The 13,534-nt window shown below is 67.0% G+C and carries 14 protein-coding genes and 1 tRNA gene; 9 read left to right on the top strand and 6 right to left on the bottom strand.

From position 1 onward, the window contains the following. The first annotated feature begins 90 nt into the window (after positions 1 to 90). The 3 genes from AB0F51_RS12500 (at position 91) to AB0F51_RS12490 (ending at position 2,360) form a co-directional block, all read left to right on the top strand. Positions 91 to 1,083: an RNA polymerase subunit sigma-70 gene (locus AB0F51_RS12500; RefSeq protein ID WP_360278223.1), complete on the top strand. Its 993-nt coding sequence runs from the start codon at positions 91 to 93 to the stop codon at positions 1,081 to 1,083. Beyond that, positions 1,080 to 1,697, top strand: a complete 618-nt coding sequence (locus AB0F51_RS12495; protein ID WP_360278220.1) for a hypothetical protein — start codon at positions 1,080 to 1,082, stop codon at positions 1,695 to 1,697. Before AB0F51_RS12500 ends, AB0F51_RS12495 begins: the two co-directional genes overlap by 4 nt. 288 nt (positions 1,698 to 1,985) lie before the next feature. After that, positions 1,986 to 2,360 carry a hypothetical protein gene (locus AB0F51_RS12490; protein WP_360278217.1) on the top strand — a complete coding sequence of 125 codons (375 nt, stop codon included), beginning with the start codon at positions 1,986 to 1,988 and terminating at the stop codon, positions 2,358 to 2,360. A 69-nt stretch (positions 2,361 to 2,429) separates the two neighbouring features. Here the strand turns inward: AB0F51_RS12490 and AB0F51_RS12485 are convergent. After that, positions 2,430 to 2,512 (bottom strand) — tRNA-Tyr (locus AB0F51_RS12485). 83 nt (positions 2,513 to 2,595) lie between these two features. Between AB0F51_RS12485 and AB0F51_RS12480 the strand changes: the two genes are divergently transcribed. Then, entirely contained in the window at positions 2,596 to 3,087 is a 492-nt protein-coding gene (locus AB0F51_RS12480) for a YajQ family cyclic di-GMP-binding protein (RefSeq protein ID WP_360278215.1), read from the top strand. A 52-nt stretch (positions 3,088 to 3,139) separates the two neighbouring features. Next, positions 3,140 to 4,024: a phosphotransferase gene (locus AB0F51_RS12475; RefSeq protein WP_360278212.1), complete on the top strand. Its 885-nt coding sequence runs from the start codon at positions 3,140 to 3,142 to the stop codon at positions 4,022 to 4,024. On the opposite strand, the gene AB0F51_RS12470 is transcribed toward AB0F51_RS12475, so the two are convergent. After that, positions 4,021 to 4,704 carry a response regulator transcription factor gene (locus AB0F51_RS12470; RefSeq protein WP_360278209.1) on the bottom strand — a complete coding sequence of 228 codons (684 nt, stop codon included), beginning with the start codon at positions 4,702 to 4,704 and terminating at the stop codon, positions 4,021 to 4,023. The genes AB0F51_RS12475 and AB0F51_RS12470 overlap by 4 nt on opposite strands. Continuing rightward, positions 4,701 to 5,423: a HAMP domain-containing sensor histidine kinase gene (locus AB0F51_RS12465; protein WP_360278206.1), complete on the bottom strand. Its 723-nt coding sequence runs from the start codon at positions 5,421 to 5,423 to the stop codon at positions 4,701 to 4,703. The genes AB0F51_RS12470 and AB0F51_RS12465 overlap by 4 nt, the downstream gene beginning before the upstream one ends. A gap of 160 nt (positions 5,424 to 5,583) precedes the next feature. On the opposite strand from AB0F51_RS12465, the gene AB0F51_RS12460 reads away from it, so the two are divergent. Further along, on the top strand, positions 5,584 to 5,967 hold the full coding sequence (locus tag AB0F51_RS12460) for a response regulator (protein WP_360278203.1): 384 nt from the start codon (positions 5,584 to 5,586) through the stop codon (positions 5,965 to 5,967). A 140-nt stretch (positions 5,968 to 6,107) separates the two neighbouring features. Further along, positions 6,108 to 6,842 (top strand): hypothetical protein, encoded by a 735-nt coding sequence (locus tag AB0F51_RS12455; protein ID WP_360278201.1) that lies wholly within the window; start codon positions 6,108 to 6,110, stop codon positions 6,840 to 6,842. 5 nt (positions 6,843 to 6,847) lie between these two features. Here the strand turns inward: AB0F51_RS12455 and AB0F51_RS12450 are convergent, their stop codons facing one another. The 3 genes from AB0F51_RS12450 to AB0F51_RS12440 form a co-directional block, all read right to left on the bottom strand. Next, positions 6,848 to 9,238 (bottom strand): LamG domain-containing protein, encoded by a 2,391-nt coding sequence (locus AB0F51_RS12450; protein WP_360278198.1) that lies wholly within the window; start codon positions 9,236 to 9,238, stop codon positions 6,848 to 6,850. Further along, on the bottom strand, positions 9,238 to 9,726 hold the full coding sequence (locus AB0F51_RS12445) for a hypothetical protein (RefSeq protein ID WP_360278195.1): 489 nt from the start codon (positions 9,724 to 9,726) through the stop codon (positions 9,238 to 9,240). The genes AB0F51_RS12450 and AB0F51_RS12445 overlap by 1 nt, the downstream gene beginning before the upstream one ends. A gap of 77 nt (positions 9,727 to 9,803) precedes the next feature. Beyond that, a complete protein-coding gene (locus AB0F51_RS12440) occupies positions 9,804 to 10,349 on the bottom strand; it encodes a hypothetical protein (RefSeq protein WP_360278193.1) in 546 nt (181 codons plus the stop codon). 200 nt (positions 10,350 to 10,549) lie between these two features. Here AB0F51_RS12440 and AB0F51_RS12435 point away from each other — a divergent pair, with 200 nt between their 5' ends. Both AB0F51_RS12435 and AB0F51_RS12430 read left to right on the top strand, forming a co-directional pair. Continuing rightward, complete coding sequence (locus AB0F51_RS12435; RefSeq protein WP_360278190.1) at positions 10,550 to 12,187, top strand: PAS domain S-box protein; 1,638 nt, start codon at positions 10,550 to 10,552, stop codon at positions 12,185 to 12,187. 197 nt (positions 12,188 to 12,384) lie between these two features. Further along, positions 12,385 to 13,533 carry a radical SAM protein gene (locus AB0F51_RS12430; protein ID WP_360278188.1) on the top strand — a complete coding sequence of 383 codons (1,149 nt, stop codon included), beginning with the start codon at positions 12,385 to 12,387 and terminating at the stop codon, positions 13,531 to 13,533. Position 13,534: the final 1 nt, after the last annotated feature.

The raw sequence follows: 13,534 nt of genomic DNA, 5'->3' as shown, positions 1-13,534 counted from the left end.
CCCTGGGGACCCGCGACGAATTTCCGCGGTCCGGCTGGTCTGTCTCTCGGGTGTGCCGGCGACCGCCGGCCGACGAGGAAGGTGGATCGCGTGGCAGAGGTAGTCGCATCGGGTGGGCCGGCCGGACGAGTGGGGGAGCAGGAGCGGCCGAGCGAGGCCGAGTTCGCCGCGCTGACCTCGCCGTACCGGGCGGAGCTCCTGGCCCACTGTCAACGGCTGCTCGGCAGCCGGCACGACGCCGAGGATCAGCTGCAGGAGACCTTGCTGCGCGCTTGGCGGGCGTATCCGTCCTTCGAGGGCCGGTCCTCGGTCCGGACGTGGCTGTACCGCATTGCCACGAACGTCTGCCTGACGGCGATCGAGCGGCGAGCCCGGATCCCGCTGCCGACCGGCTTGCCCGAGAGCGACGCAGCCGAGCAGGCCGTGCAGGAGTGGTCCGCCGCGGGAGGTCCGTCCGACGCTGACCCGGCCGCGATCCTGGGCACGCGGGAGGACAGCAAGCGGGCGCTCCTGGTGGCGTGGCGCCATCTAGCGCCACGCCAGCGGGCCGTGCTGGTGCTGGCCGACGTGCTCGGGTGGCAGGCAGTCGAGATCGCCGATCTGCTCGGGATGTCGGCCAGCGCCGTCTACAGCATGTTGCGGCGAGCCCGTGAGCAGCTGGCCGATGCGCGAGCCGACGGTCGAGGGGAGCCGCAGCCGGACAGCGCCGAGCGCAAGTTACTCGAGCAGTACGCGCACGCCATCGAGGCCGGCGACGTCAGCGTTCTCGTGACGCTGCTGGCCGACGACGCCGTCTGCGAGCGGCCACTCGCCACCAGCCGGGTCGTCGGGCGCGACGAGATCGCCCGGTTCGTTGCCCAGTGCCCTGCTTTCGGCAGGTGCAAGATGGTCCCGATCACGGTGGACGGCAGGCCGGGTTTCGCGGTCTACCAGCTCGACGAGGATGGCAGCCACCGCGCGGCGAACATCGACGCGCTGACCGTCTCGCCGAGCGGAGTGCGCCACCTCGAGGTGATGGAGGACCGGACGATGTTCGCAAGCCTCGGCCTCCCGCTGGTACTCGACGAGGCCGGTGCCGAGTGAGCGTCGACTGGGATGACCTGCCCCTGGCTGCCGCCGAGGCGGTGCTCTCGGTGCTGGCGGATCAGGTCCATCGCGACTGGCAGGTGCGAGCAGGCGATACCGACTGGACCTGCCGCGAGATGCTCGACCACCTCGTCCACGGTGTCACCGGATACGCCGGCTTACTGATCGTGCGGCCGGTCGATCGGTACATCGGACTCCGCGCCGGTATCCACCCGCAGGCCGACGTACCGGAAGCCATCGAGGCTGTCCAGATCGCCGCGGCCCTGCTCGCGACGACAATCCGGGTCACCAGTCCGGACGTCCAGGCCTTCCACCCGTGGGGCACGTCGGACCGCACCGGCTTCGCCGCGATGGGCGCCACCGAGCTCTTGGTCCACGGCCACGACCTCACCCGATCACTCGGCCTCGACTGGATGCCACCCGACGACCTCGCCGCCCAAACCCTGGCCCGCCTGTTCCCCGAGGCTCCGACCGCCCATCCGCCCAGCGCCACTCTCCTGTGGTCCACCGGCCGCCTCGGCCTCCCCGGCTTTCCCCGACTGACCAACTGGCAATGGAACGGCCGCCCTCAACCAAGCCTTGTTACGGGTGCAGAATTCGCCTCTGCGTAGGTATCAGCCGCCAGATTTCCGAGCCCAGAGAAGTACGCCCTGACCAGCAGAAACTGCGCCGATGCTTGCTTCGGCGGGTGCCGGCAGGCGAGCTGGAGGCGGAGCCGATCCCGTTCGCCCGGACGTGAGCGGCTCCGTCTTGCCAGCGGGTGAATACCAGATGTATTTATCTGGAAAGCAAGCATTTGAATTCTCATGAATTGCGGGAAATTGCCATTCAGGTCTTTTCTTGGGTAATCCTTCCGGGCTAAGGTCACCGGCCACGCCTTGATTACGGGAGGAATTCGAATGACCACACCGAGTAAGCTCCGCCGTACTGCCGTGGCCGCGGTCACCATGCCGCTGCTCGCGGGCGGCTTGATCGTCGCCGGCACGCAGACCGCCCAGGCGGCCTGCAGTCACCCCGCCTGGCAGAACTACAGCCCCGGCGCCGGCCGGGTCACCTCGACGTCACCGATCCGGACCGGTCCGTCCCAGGACTGCGGAGTGGTGACGAACGTCGGCACCGGCAAGGACCTGTTCTACCACTGCTGGGTGGAGAACACGGCCGGCAACAAGTGGACCCATGTCCGGATCGCCAACACCAACACCATGGGCTGGGTCTACAACGGCAACCTGAACGACGGCGGCAGCGTCCACCCGGACAACCGCTGCCAGGCCTGACGGCCACAGCCGGACCCAACGAAACAGCCCCTGATCTGGAGTCCAGGTCAGGGGCTGTTTCTGCTCCTGTGGCGGGTGCAGGGTTCGAACCTGCGTAGGCATAAGCCGACAGATTTACAGTCTGCTCCCTTTGGCCGCTCGGGCAACCCGCCAGGGTGGCTGCTGGTTCGTGAACCGGCGTGAGAGACGATACAACAGACAGTGCCCCTGACAGCAAATCGGAAAGGAACTGCCCATGGCATCGGAGTCCTCGTTCGACATCGTGAACAAGGTCGACCAGCAGGAGGTGGACAACGCCGTCAACCAGGCGGCGAAGGAGATCAGCCAGCGGTTCGACTTCAAGAACGTGGACGCGGGGATCAAGCTGTCCGGCGAGACGATCGACATGCAGGCCAACACCGAGGAGCGGGTGAACGCCGTTCTCGACGTGCTGAAGGACAAGCTGGTCAAGCGGCAGATCTCGCTCAAGGGCCTGGAGGCCGACGAGCCCAAGCTGTCGGGCAAGATCTACAAGATCACCGCCACGATCAGCGCCGGGATCACCCAGGAGAACGCGAAGAAGCTGTCCAAGCTGATCCGCGACGAGGGCCCCAAGGGCGTCAAGGCGCAGATCCAGGGCGACGAGCTGCGGGTGTCCAGCAAGAGCCGTGACGACCTGCAGGCCGTCCAGTCCCTGATCAAGGGCCAGGACCTCGATTTCGCGGTCCAGTTCGTCAACTACCGCTGACCCGTTCGTGCCGGATTTGCGCGGGTGGATCAGGACTGACTTCGGTTTGGACGTGACCGAACTCACCCAGGTCCACCACGGCGCCGACCTCGCTGCCGAGGTCTGGCGGGCCCGGACGAGCGACGGTCGGCAGTTCGCCGTGAAGTGGAGCGGAGCCGGTACCGATGCGGGCCATCGGGCAGCGGCGTTCCTCTCGGCCAGCGGGATTCCCGGGATCCCTTCGCCGGCGCGGACCGCGAGCGGTGACCTGTTCCGGTACTACGAGGGCAAGCGCCTCACCGTCACCCAGTGGATCGACGGATCGCGGGCGGCCGACAGCGGGCTGACGCTCGACCAGTGGACGGAGTACGGCGCTCTGCTCGCGCGGGTGCATGCTGCCGAACCACCCGCCGTACTGCGTGACGGGCTGCCTCGCCACAGTCCGGTCGACGCCCGGATACCTGCCCTCGTCGAGGAGCTCCAGCAGCGTTTGGCGACCCAGCCACCGGCGGACGACATCGAGGCCGAGCTGGCGGCCGTCTGGTCGGAGTACCGGCCGAAGCTGATCACCCTGGCGATGACTCGACCAGCCGAGCCCACGGGGCCGAAGGTGATCTGTCACGCCGACCCGCACCTCGGCAACGTGCTCGTCGGCGACAGCGTGCAGTTGATCGACTGGGACGACGTCGTCCTCGCGCCGCGTGAGCAGGATCTGATGTTCATGCTCGGCGGGATGGGCGATCTCGGGCCGACCACCTCTGCTCAGCTGACCGCGTTCCTGACCGGGTACGGCGACATCGCCATCGACGAGTCCGCAGTCCGGTACTACCGGCACGTCCGCGCTCTGGAGGATGTCGCCCTGTGGTCTCAGCAGGCCCTCACCGGCCCGGACCGCCGCTACGCCCTCTCCGTTGCCCAGGGCATCCTCAGCCACGGCCTCGCCGCCCTGCTCAGCTAGCAAGAGCGGTGGAAGCGATACCCAAAGCCGCGCACTGATTCGATCAAGGAGCCGGTCGAGTTCCCCACCTCGAGTTTGCGGCGGAGCCGGAGTACCGCGAACTTCACCCGTTCCGGGCCGAGGCCACTGGGGTCGTCCCACACCTGCGCGAGCAACTGGGTGGCGTTCAGGATCGATCCCTGATGCCGCACCATGACGGCCAGCAGGCGGAACTCCGTCGGGGTGAGCCGCACCTCGACACCGTTCAATTGCGCGGATCTCTGCAACGGGTCGATGCGCAGCCGGCCGTCGTCGTAGATCTCGGTCGCCCAGGTCGGCGGTGCCGCTCTGCGCAGCAGAGCCGCCAGCCGCGCCACCAACTCGTTGCTGCCGAACGGTTTGGTCAGGTAGTCGTCGGCGCCGGCCCGCAGGCCGCGGACCTTGTCTGCCTCCTGGCCGCGTCCGCTCAGGATCAGAATCGGCAGATCGCTCAGGTCCCGAACCCGCTCGAGCACCTGCCAGCCGTCCATCCCGGTGAGACCGATGTCCAGGATCAGCAGGTCGGGGCGCAGGCTGTGCACCGCCCGGATTCCCGCCCGGCCGGTCTGGACATGGTCGACCTCATAGCCTGACCGGCGCAGGAGTACGCCGAGCGCCAGTCCGACATCGGCGTCGTCCTCGATCACCAGGACACGGCTCATCGGCCCGGTCGCCCCCAGGGGAGGCGGACGGTAACCGTAGTACCGGAGCCTGTGTTTTCTGCCTGGATGGTGCCACCGTGGCTCACGGCGATGGCCCGGCTGACCGCCAGGCTCACCCCGGTACTGCGCTCAGGCGCCGGCCGGCGGAATGCGGTGAACAGCTGGTTGAGCTGGTCGTCGGGAAGGCCAGGATGGGAGTCGGTCAGCTCGATCTGCCAGCCGGTCGAGGTCGGAGCGGCGCGCAGGTCAACGGATCCACCCGGACCGGCAGCCTCCAGCCGGCTGAGCACGAGGGCTGCGAGCATCTGCTGAAGGTGCACCTGGTCACCGTCGATAGGCGGTCCGTCGGCACTCTCACTGCGAAGGACGACCGCTGGAGAGTGGGAGTGCTGGTCCGCCGCGACGGTTCGCACCAGTTCAGGGATGGACACCGGCGCCAGGTTCAGCCGCAGTTGCCCTGACTCCAACCGGGCGAGGAGATCCAACTCGTTGACCAGGGCAAGCACTCGCTCGCTGCTGCGCCGGATGATCTCGACGAACTGCCGGTGCTCCTCGGTCAGCTCTCCCTCCCCGGCATCGGCCAGGAAGCCGGAGAAGGCCAGCAACGACGTCAGTGGGCCTCGCAACGCGTGGCAACCGGCCGCGACCAAGTCGTTGCCGGCAGGCGGGCTGCCGCCGCGCCGACCGCACTCGCAGACGTCGAATCGCGCTGCTGTCATCTCTTGCCTGTCCCGTTGTGCCGGGCTGCGGCAGCTTCAGATCACCAGGTACGACGCTGCAGGCCGACCCCTCATCATAGTCGAAATCCCCAGCGATCGGTGGCGATCCCGCTACTCTGAGTGAGAATGGCGAACGATCGAGACAGCGGGAGAAGGGCGGATGGTGGTTACGGACCTCGTGCTGGTCGTGGATGACGACGCCGCCATCCAGGAGGCCATCCGGCGGATCGTCTCCAGCCGCGGCTACTCGGTACTGACTGCCTCCGACCCCCGCGGCGCGCTGCGTGCCGCGCAGGCCGCGGACGGTCCGATCAGAGTGTTGCTCACTGATCTGGGCATGCCGGGAGACGTCAGCGCCGCCCAGTTGGTCGAGCAACTGTCCGCCCGCTACCCCGACCTGCGCGTCGTCTTCGTGTCCGGATTGCCGAAGGAGGTCGCCGTCGGCCAAGGACTGGTCGGCGCGGACGCCGGCTTCCTCGAGAAGCCGTTCACCGCCGACCAGGTGGCGGCGACCATCCAGGCGGTGCTCGCCGACGCCGAGTAGTCTCCTCCACTCTCTCCATCCCAGCCATTGCCGCCTCTGTAGGCATCCCCGATCTCCAGGCCTTGTGGGCGGCGCGCCCCGCGCAGTACGGGTTGGAAATGCAGTGGTTGGGGGCGGGCGGGGCGCCTAGCCTTCTAGGCATGTATGCATTGATCCCGGTGGCTGACGCGCCTGAGCTGGACGAGGAAGCGGGCCGGCGGTTCGTCGAAGAGTGGCCGGAGTTCATCTTCCACGACGAGGGCGTGACGCCTTATCGGGAACGGCGGATCAGCTACTTCCGCGATTGGGAGTTCTACCTCGTCGACGGTGACCGCCGGCTGATCGGCGGGTGCTGGGGCGTGCCGATCGCCTGGGACGGAACCGTGGCGGATCTGCCTGGTGGCTTCACGGACTCGCTGGCCCGGTCGGTGGAGTCGCATGAGGCCGGGGTGGTGCCCAATACGTTCGTGTTGATGGCGGCGGCCGTCCGCAACGACGAGCAGGGCAAGGGACACGCGAGCCGCGTGATCACCGCAGTACGGGACCGGGCGGTTGCTGCTGGCCTGCCTCAGGTGATCGCGCCAGTGCGGCCGACCCTCAAGTCTTCCTACCCGCTGATCGACATCGCCGAGTTCATGACCTGGACCCGCGCGGACGGCCTTCCGCTGGATCCCTGGGTCCGCACGCATGTGCGGCTGGGCGCCACCATCCTCGCGCCCGCCCCGGCCTCCCAGACGATGACCGGCACAGTCGCCGACTGGGAGAAATGGACCGGCCTAGCCCTACCGGCCACCGGCACCTACGTCATCCCCGACGGCCTGACGACTCTCGCTGTGGACCGTAGCGCTGATACCGGCCTCTACATCGAGCCGAACATCTGGATGCGCCACCGCTGACCAAGTCATGGAGTACCGAACTGGCGGTGGTTGGTGACTGTGGTTTGGTTCAGCGCTGTTGTGTAGAGGGAGACGTCGTCGATCGTGCCGTCGAAGTACGCGGGTGAGTTGGGGTCCAAGGAGTTCGGCACGGCACCGATGGAGAAGCCGTACGGGTCGAGCGCCGTCGCCCGGACTGCAGACTGCGGTGTGAGCGCGACGCCGTCCAGGTAGAGGGTGATCGAGGTGCCGCTATAGGTCTTGACGAGGTGGTGCCAGAGCCCGTCGTTGACGGCGGCCGCCGGCGTGAACGTCTTGTCCGAGCCGGATCCACCTCCCCAGGCAGTCATCGACGCACCGCCTGCGTTCAGGCTCAGGGCGAACAGCTGGTTCGTCGCCGGCGTGCCGTAGCTGAACAGCATCTGCTTGGCCGAACTGGTCGTCTTGAACCACAGCTCCACCGAGCGGGCTGAGGCGCCGACCGGAAGGCCTGTCGTCCCCGCTGCCCGCACAAAGTCGTTGAGGCCGTCGAACCGGGCCGCGGTGTTGCCGCTCGCGGTCAGTGCTCCGGTGACGCCGAAGCTCACGCCGTTCTTGTAATCGGCGGTGTTGGTGCCCAGGCTGTCCGCGGCGCGGGGATAGGTCGACAGGTTCACCTGGAAGTTGTCGAGCTGAAGGCCGGTGCTGTCGCTCTGGCCGACAATCGTGGCCGTCGAGCCCAGCCGGACCCCGGCCCGGCCGGCCAGAGTGATCGGGGTGGGATCGACCGCGGAGCCGACCAACGTGTCGTTGACGAACATCCGGATCGTCGATCCGGCCATGTCCAGCCGGAGACGGTAGGTCTGCCCGATGGTCAGCGCCTGCGGGGAGTCGTCCAACGGGGTGCTGACCCCGCCGACGACCCGGGAGAGCTCCCACTGATTGGCGCCGAGGAGCACACGGTGGTAGCTCGCGAGGTAATAGGTGCCACCGCCACTGCTGCCGAGCTGGACACGACCTTCGACGCCGATGTCGTCAGCGGCCAGCGACGACTTCACGGTGATGTCGGCCTCGACCGAGTAGTCGGGGCTCGAAGGTGCAGCCGAGGTGTAGTAGCTGGCCACGCCGATCAGGCTGGCACTCTGGCGAAGCCGGCCCTGATTCGTGATGACGCCGGTGCTGGAGTCCGTTCCCCACCTGGTCCATGTGCTGTCGGTGGTGTGGGAGGACAACTCCGTACCGGTCGCATCAGTGAACTTGTCGGCGGAGACAAGCGCGGCCGTCGTCTCACCGAGCCGCCAGAGGCTGAGGGCTCCGGTTGTTGTGCTGACGGCTCCGGCGTAGCTGACGATGGCGGCGTTGGCGTTCGGCGCGATGAGCTGGTTGCCCACCAGGTCGGTGACGACGTACCGATAGAGGTAGCAGGTATCCGCCGTCACCTGGCTGTCGACGTACGGCGAGGCCGGGCTGGGCGGACCCAGGTCGGCGAAGGAGCTGTAGCTGCCCACAGCCGGGCATATGCCGGAACTCAAGGGCGCCTCGGCTCGCTGGAGCTGTCGGCTGGCGACGCCCGAACCGCCTGTGTCAGTTGCCACTGTGAACGAGAGCTGGACGGATCGGCCAGGCTGATAGCCCGCCAGATAGCTGAGGGTGCCACCGACTGGAGGGGTCGAGTCGTCGACGAAGGACAACGTCGACGCGCTGGTGTTGCCGGCAAGATCCCGGCCCGTGATGAGTTCGGTGGGCGAACTGGTGGTCGCTGCGGGCCAGGCGAACGCGTTGGAGACATACGGTCCGCCCGTGGGGGTGGATACGGTCGACGGGTTGTGAGTCCAGGTCGGCCCGCCGGTCAGCGGTGTCGTCGTACTCGATGCAGGCCCTGAGCCCGCGTCGGTGACGGCGTTCGTCAGCCGGAACGAGCCTGCGGCCAGGCCGCGGTAGAAGACCGTGTTGCCGCTGAGGGCTGCGTTGCCTGAGGCAACAATGATGGTCACGGCGTTCGTCGGCGCGACCAGGTCCGAGGTGACCTGGTTGCTCATCGGACTCTCGAGGCCGCGCCAGTTGATCCCGATCCGCGGAATGACCGAGTAGACCCACCGGCCGGCGGGCACTGCCGAGTCCGTGCACGTCGGCACGGTGACCGCACAGACGAAGTACGGCGTACTGGTCGCGACGTCGTAGCGGGTGACGAGGTAGTCCGCGACCGGGGCACCATTCGCCAGCGTGCTGGTGGCCCAGCCGATGGTCACCGTGTTCCCGAGGCCGCTCACCGTGGGCGTCGCGCCCTGGTTCACCGTCGTTGCGGCGGCTCCTCCGGCGCCGGCGCTCGAACCGCTCGTCCAGTACGCCGCCGCGTTGCCGGCCACTACGGTCACCAGCACCAAGGCGACGGTGACAGCGACGGCGATGGCGGTCACGCGACCGGTCCGGCTGATCATCAGCCGGCCAGCAGGAACACGGTGAACTCCGCACCTTGGCAGGCGTTCGCGGCGGCAGCGCTCATCGCCAGCGCGGCAGGCAGGGTCACTGGTAGCGAGCCGTTGACGGCCCCGGCCTTGGCGGGGACGGTCCACCCGGCCCCACCGTTCGTTTGCTGGGTGTAGGTCAGCGTCGAAGTGGCGCATCCGGCATGGGCGGCGTCTACGGCGAACCCACCTGTGCCGGTGCCTGCGTCCAAGGACAACTCGGTGATCCGGACACTGAACAAGTTCGGGTTGGAGATCGTCAGCACCACCCCTGCGGTGGAGCCGGGCGCGAGCCGGGTGGTCGGCGTACCCGGCGTCATCGTCAGCGACAGCGCTGTCCCGGAGTTGCCGCCGGCAACTCCATCACCGGACCCGGACCAGAAGGCATCGGCGGTCACGGCGGTGACGGCAGCAAGCATGCCGATGGCAACGACAGTTGCGGTCCGCAGGGTGTTGTTCATGATCCCTCCACCTCGGTCCTGACTCGCCAGTGGGGTGACGACCTCACCCGTCACCCCACGTTCCGCGGCATCCCGTGTTACGCCGCGGTGATGGTGAGGTTGATGGTGGTGTTCTTGCAGTCGTCCTGGTTCACCGTGGTGTTGACCATCGCGACCGTGCCGCTCAGCCTGCCCCCGTACGACGTTGCCTCCCGGGTGAAGGTCACGGAACCAGGGGCGAGATCCATGCCTACCGCCGCCGGCTGGACCACGGCGAAGTCGGCAACTGTGCACACCGCAGCAATCGCGCCGGCCGGATGGTCGGCGGCAGTGGTTCCGGTGCCCGCGCCGGCCAGGTTCATGTACGTGACGCTGACCTTCGCAATCGTCACCGAGGTGAGGTACTGCGGCGTGTCCGCGGTGTTGGTGATCGTGTAGTTGACGGGCTGAGCCAGACTGCCCGGCGTCATACCACTGACGACACCGACCTGCACGACAGTCAACGCTGTGCTGGTACCCGTGGTGCCCTTCCCTTCGCCCTGGCCGGTCGTCGTCCAGTACGCGTAGGCGATGCCGGCGAGCGAGACAACAGTCACGACCGCCAACGGGATCGAGACGCGCTTCTTCCTGAGGATCGGAAACATGGAAATCTCCTTTGTGAAGTGATGCTGCCGAGTCGCGCAGACCTCTTCGGGACGGAAGCGCGGTGTTGCGTCTGGTCACAGGCTGTGCCTGGGCGGGTGCGGTCAGCGGTGCCGCCAGGTTGCAGAACGGGTGCCATCTCCCCCGCTGCCCGCCGCCGGACGACCTGGGCTGCCTATAGTGCAAAGGTCGTCACACGGGGGTGACACAGGTGCTGGAGCAGCCGACAGAACTGCCGGTGGGATGGCTCGAGGTGGCTCCGGACGCCACCGTGGGCGTCACCGCGGACGGCCTCATCGTGCTGGCGAACGCCCGCGTGGAGGCCTTGTTCGGTTATCTCCGCGAGGAGCTGATCGGGCGTCCGGTCGAGATCCTGGTGCCGGAGGGCGCCCGGCCGCTGCACCCGGCGAAGCGGGCCAGGTACGCCGTCGATCCCCGGCCGCGGCTGATGGACGGGCACTCCGAGCTCACGGCCCGCCGCAAGGACGGCAGCCAGTTCCCGGCCGAGATCTCGTTGTCGCCGATCGAGACCCAGAACGGGATCATCACCTTCGCCGCGATCCGGGACGTGACCGAGCGGCGCGAGCTGCAGGCCGAACGCGAAGTACTGCGGGCCCAGGCGGAGCGGGAGCAGCTGGAGAACCGCTCCCACCAGTCGCAGCGGCTGGAAAGCCTGGGGCAGCTGGCCGGGGGCGTGGCCCACGACTTCAACAACCTGCTCTCGGTGATCCTCAACTACGCGTCCTTCGTCGAGGAGGAGATCAAGGCGGTGCGCGGCGCCGACCAGGGTCGCTGGGACGCGGCCCTGGAGGACCTCCAGCAGATCCAGGGTGCCGCCGAACGAGGCGCCGCGCTGACCCATCAGCTGCTCACCTTCGGCCGCCGGGAGGTGGTCAGACCGCGGGTGCTGTCCCTGAACGCGGTGGTGAGCAACGTGGAGCATCTGCTCCAGCGGACCCTGGACGAGCAGATCGACCTGGTCGCCGCGCTGGCGCCGGACCTGTGGCCGGTGATGGCCGATCCCGGCCAGATCGAGCAGGTCCTGGTCAATCTCGCGGTCAACGCCCGGGACGCGATGCCGAACGGCGGGGTGCTGAGGATCGACACGGCCAACGTCGTCGTCGACGAACCCTATGCGGCGAACCATCCCGGTCTCCGGCCGGGCCGGTACGTCCGGCTCCGCCTGAGCGACAACGGCAGCGGCATGCCGAAAGAGGTGATCGACCACGCCTTCGAGCCGTTCTTCAGCACCAAGCCCAAGGGTGAGGGCTCGGGCCTCGGGCTGGCGACGGTCTACGGCATCATCACCCGGGTCGATGGATTCGTGCAGATCATGTCCCGGCCAGGGGAAGGCGCCACCTTCTTCATGCTGATCCCGGCCACGGTGGTCCAGCCTGCTGCCGAGGCCGCCGATCCCGAGCCGCCGGCCGGCTCCGCGGGCCGGTCCTCGGGTGGGGGCGAGACCATCCTCGTCATCGAGGACGAGGACGCGATGCGCGAGGTCACCCGCCGCGTGCTGATGCGGAAGGGCTACCGGGTGCTGACCGCACCCGACGGCGTCAGTGCGCTCGACCTGCTGCGCAGTACCGACGAGCCGATCCAGTTGCTCCTCACCGATGTCGTGATGCCACACATGCTGGGCAAGGATGTCGCGGACAAGGTCGCCGTACTACGGCCCGGCATCCGCGTCCTCTACATGTCCGGCTACGCCCAGCCGATGCTGACCTCGCAAGGAACCCTGCTGCCGGGCGTCACCTTGATCGAGAAGCCTTTCGCGCAGACGGAGTTGCTCGAACTGGTCCGAGCCGTCATCGATGCCCCCGCCGCCCCGGCGAGCTGATCAGGAGGTGCGGGGCGTGGGCCATCAGCCCGGCAGGCCTCGCAGTACGGGCCCTCAACTGACGGTGATCCACTATGAATGAAACAATTGCTTGACCAGATGTTTCGCGAATTTATTGAATTGGGAATCGAGTCGAACCGCATCGGATCGACTCGCCGTGTCGCGAGATTATTCTCGCCGCAGCGTATTCTGACGAAATGGCAACTGATGGCGGGGATTCATCGGGAATGTTGCAGGGGATTCTGGATCTGACCGTGAAGTTGCGGCAGGCGTCCGTTGGGCCCGCCCTGCGGGATCTGGCGGCAGGCCGATCGCCGCAAGCGCCGGTCGTGGTCGAACTCGATCCGACAAGCTACTGCGACCTTGCCTGTCCCGAATGCATCAGCAGTCCGCTGCTCAACAAGGACCGCTTCACCGACGAGGCACTGGTCAGACTGGCCACCGGATTGGCTGACGCGGGCGTGCTTGCAGTGATCCTGATCGGTGGCGGCGAGCCGCTGTTACACCCGGCCACGCCGAAGATCATCGAACTGCTGTCGAGTCGCGGGGTGAAGATCGGCTTGACGACCAACGGGACGCGTGTCGATCGGCACCTCGATGTACTGGCCGAGCATGTCGCCTGGACCCGGGTATCGGTCGATGCCGCCTCTGCCCGGACGGCGGCAAGTTTCAGGCCGACCCGCTCGGGTCGTGAGAAGTTCGACCAAGTGATCGAGAACATGCGTCAGTTGGCAGCCCGGAAGAAGGGGCTGCTCGGGTTCTCCTTCTTGCTGATGTCTCGGCGCGAGCCGGACGGCCGGATTCGAGAGTCGAATTTCGGTGAAGTGGAAGCGGCGGCAAGATTGGCGCTGGATATCGGTTGTGACTATTTCGAAGTAAAGCCGGAATATGACATGGGTCATTATCTGATCAGCCAGGACCCCCGGTTGGTCGCTGACCTGGAGGCTCAACTGGTGGATATCAGGGCTTTGGAGTCGCCCACCTTCGCAATTTTGCAGCCCAAGAACTTGTCGGTGATCCTGGCTGCCGAGCAGACTTCCCAGCCAAAAGACTACGAGTCGTGTCCGACGGCGGAACTCAGGACGCTGCTGACTCCGGGCGGGGCGTATGTGTGTCCGTATCACCGTGGTAACCCGGCGGCTCGGTACGGCGATCCGGCCAGCACGAATTTCGGCTCCCTCTGGCATGGGGAAGCTCGAGCCGACGCAGTGCGGCGGATCAATCCCAGGGTTGACTGCGGATTCCACTGCATCCGCCATGAGGCCAATCTCGAACTCATCCAGATCAGCAGGGATGGAGTGCCTACGGACTATTCGAATCTGCCGGACAGTGATCTGTTCCTATGAA

The sequence above is a fragment of the Kribbella sp. NPDC023855 genome, from assembly GCF_040639475.1.
Lineage (GTDB): Bacteria > Actinomycetota > Actinomycetes > Propionibacteriales > Kribbellaceae > Kribbella.
Note: the sequence above shows the minus strand (reverse complement) of the source record. Positions and strands in the feature narration are given on the sequence as shown.

Bases quoted from the DNA above. Each gene is read 5' to 3' on its own strand.
- AB0F51_RS12460 (WP_360278203.1), top strand. From the start codon at position 5,584: ATGGTGGTTACGGACCTCGTGCTGGTCGTGGATGACGACGCCGCCATC.
- AB0F51_RS12480 (WP_360278215.1), top strand. From the start codon at position 2,596: ATGGCATCGGAGTCCTCGTTCGACATCGTGAACAAGGTCGACCAGCAG.
- AB0F51_RS12450 (WP_360278198.1), bottom strand. From the start codon at position 9,238: ATGATCAGCCGGACCGGTCGCGTGACCGCCATCGCCGTCGCTGTCACC.
- AB0F51_RS12440 (WP_360278193.1), bottom strand. From the start codon at position 10,349: ATGTTTCCGATCCTCAGGAAGAAGCGCGTCTCGATCCCGTTGGCGGTC.
- AB0F51_RS12430 (WP_360278188.1), top strand. From the start codon at position 12,385: ATGGCAACTGATGGCGGGGATTCATCGGGAATGTTGCAGGGGATTCTG.
- AB0F51_RS12445 (WP_360278195.1), bottom strand. From the start codon at position 9,726: ATGAACAACACCCTGCGGACCGCAACTGTCGTTGCCATCGGCATGCTT.
- AB0F51_RS12490 (WP_360278217.1), top strand. From the start codon at position 1,986: ATGACCACACCGAGTAAGCTCCGCCGTACTGCCGTGGCCGCGGTCACC.
- AB0F51_RS12470 (WP_360278209.1), bottom strand. From the start codon at position 4,704: ATGAGCCGTGTCCTGGTGATCGAGGACGACGCCGATGTCGGACTGGCG.
- AB0F51_RS12455 (WP_360278201.1), top strand. From the start codon at position 6,108: ATGTATGCATTGATCCCGGTGGCTGACGCGCCTGAGCTGGACGAGGAA.
- AB0F51_RS12465 (WP_360278206.1), bottom strand. From the start codon at position 5,423: ATGACAGCAGCGCGATTCGACGTCTGCGAGTGCGGTCGGCGCGGCGGC.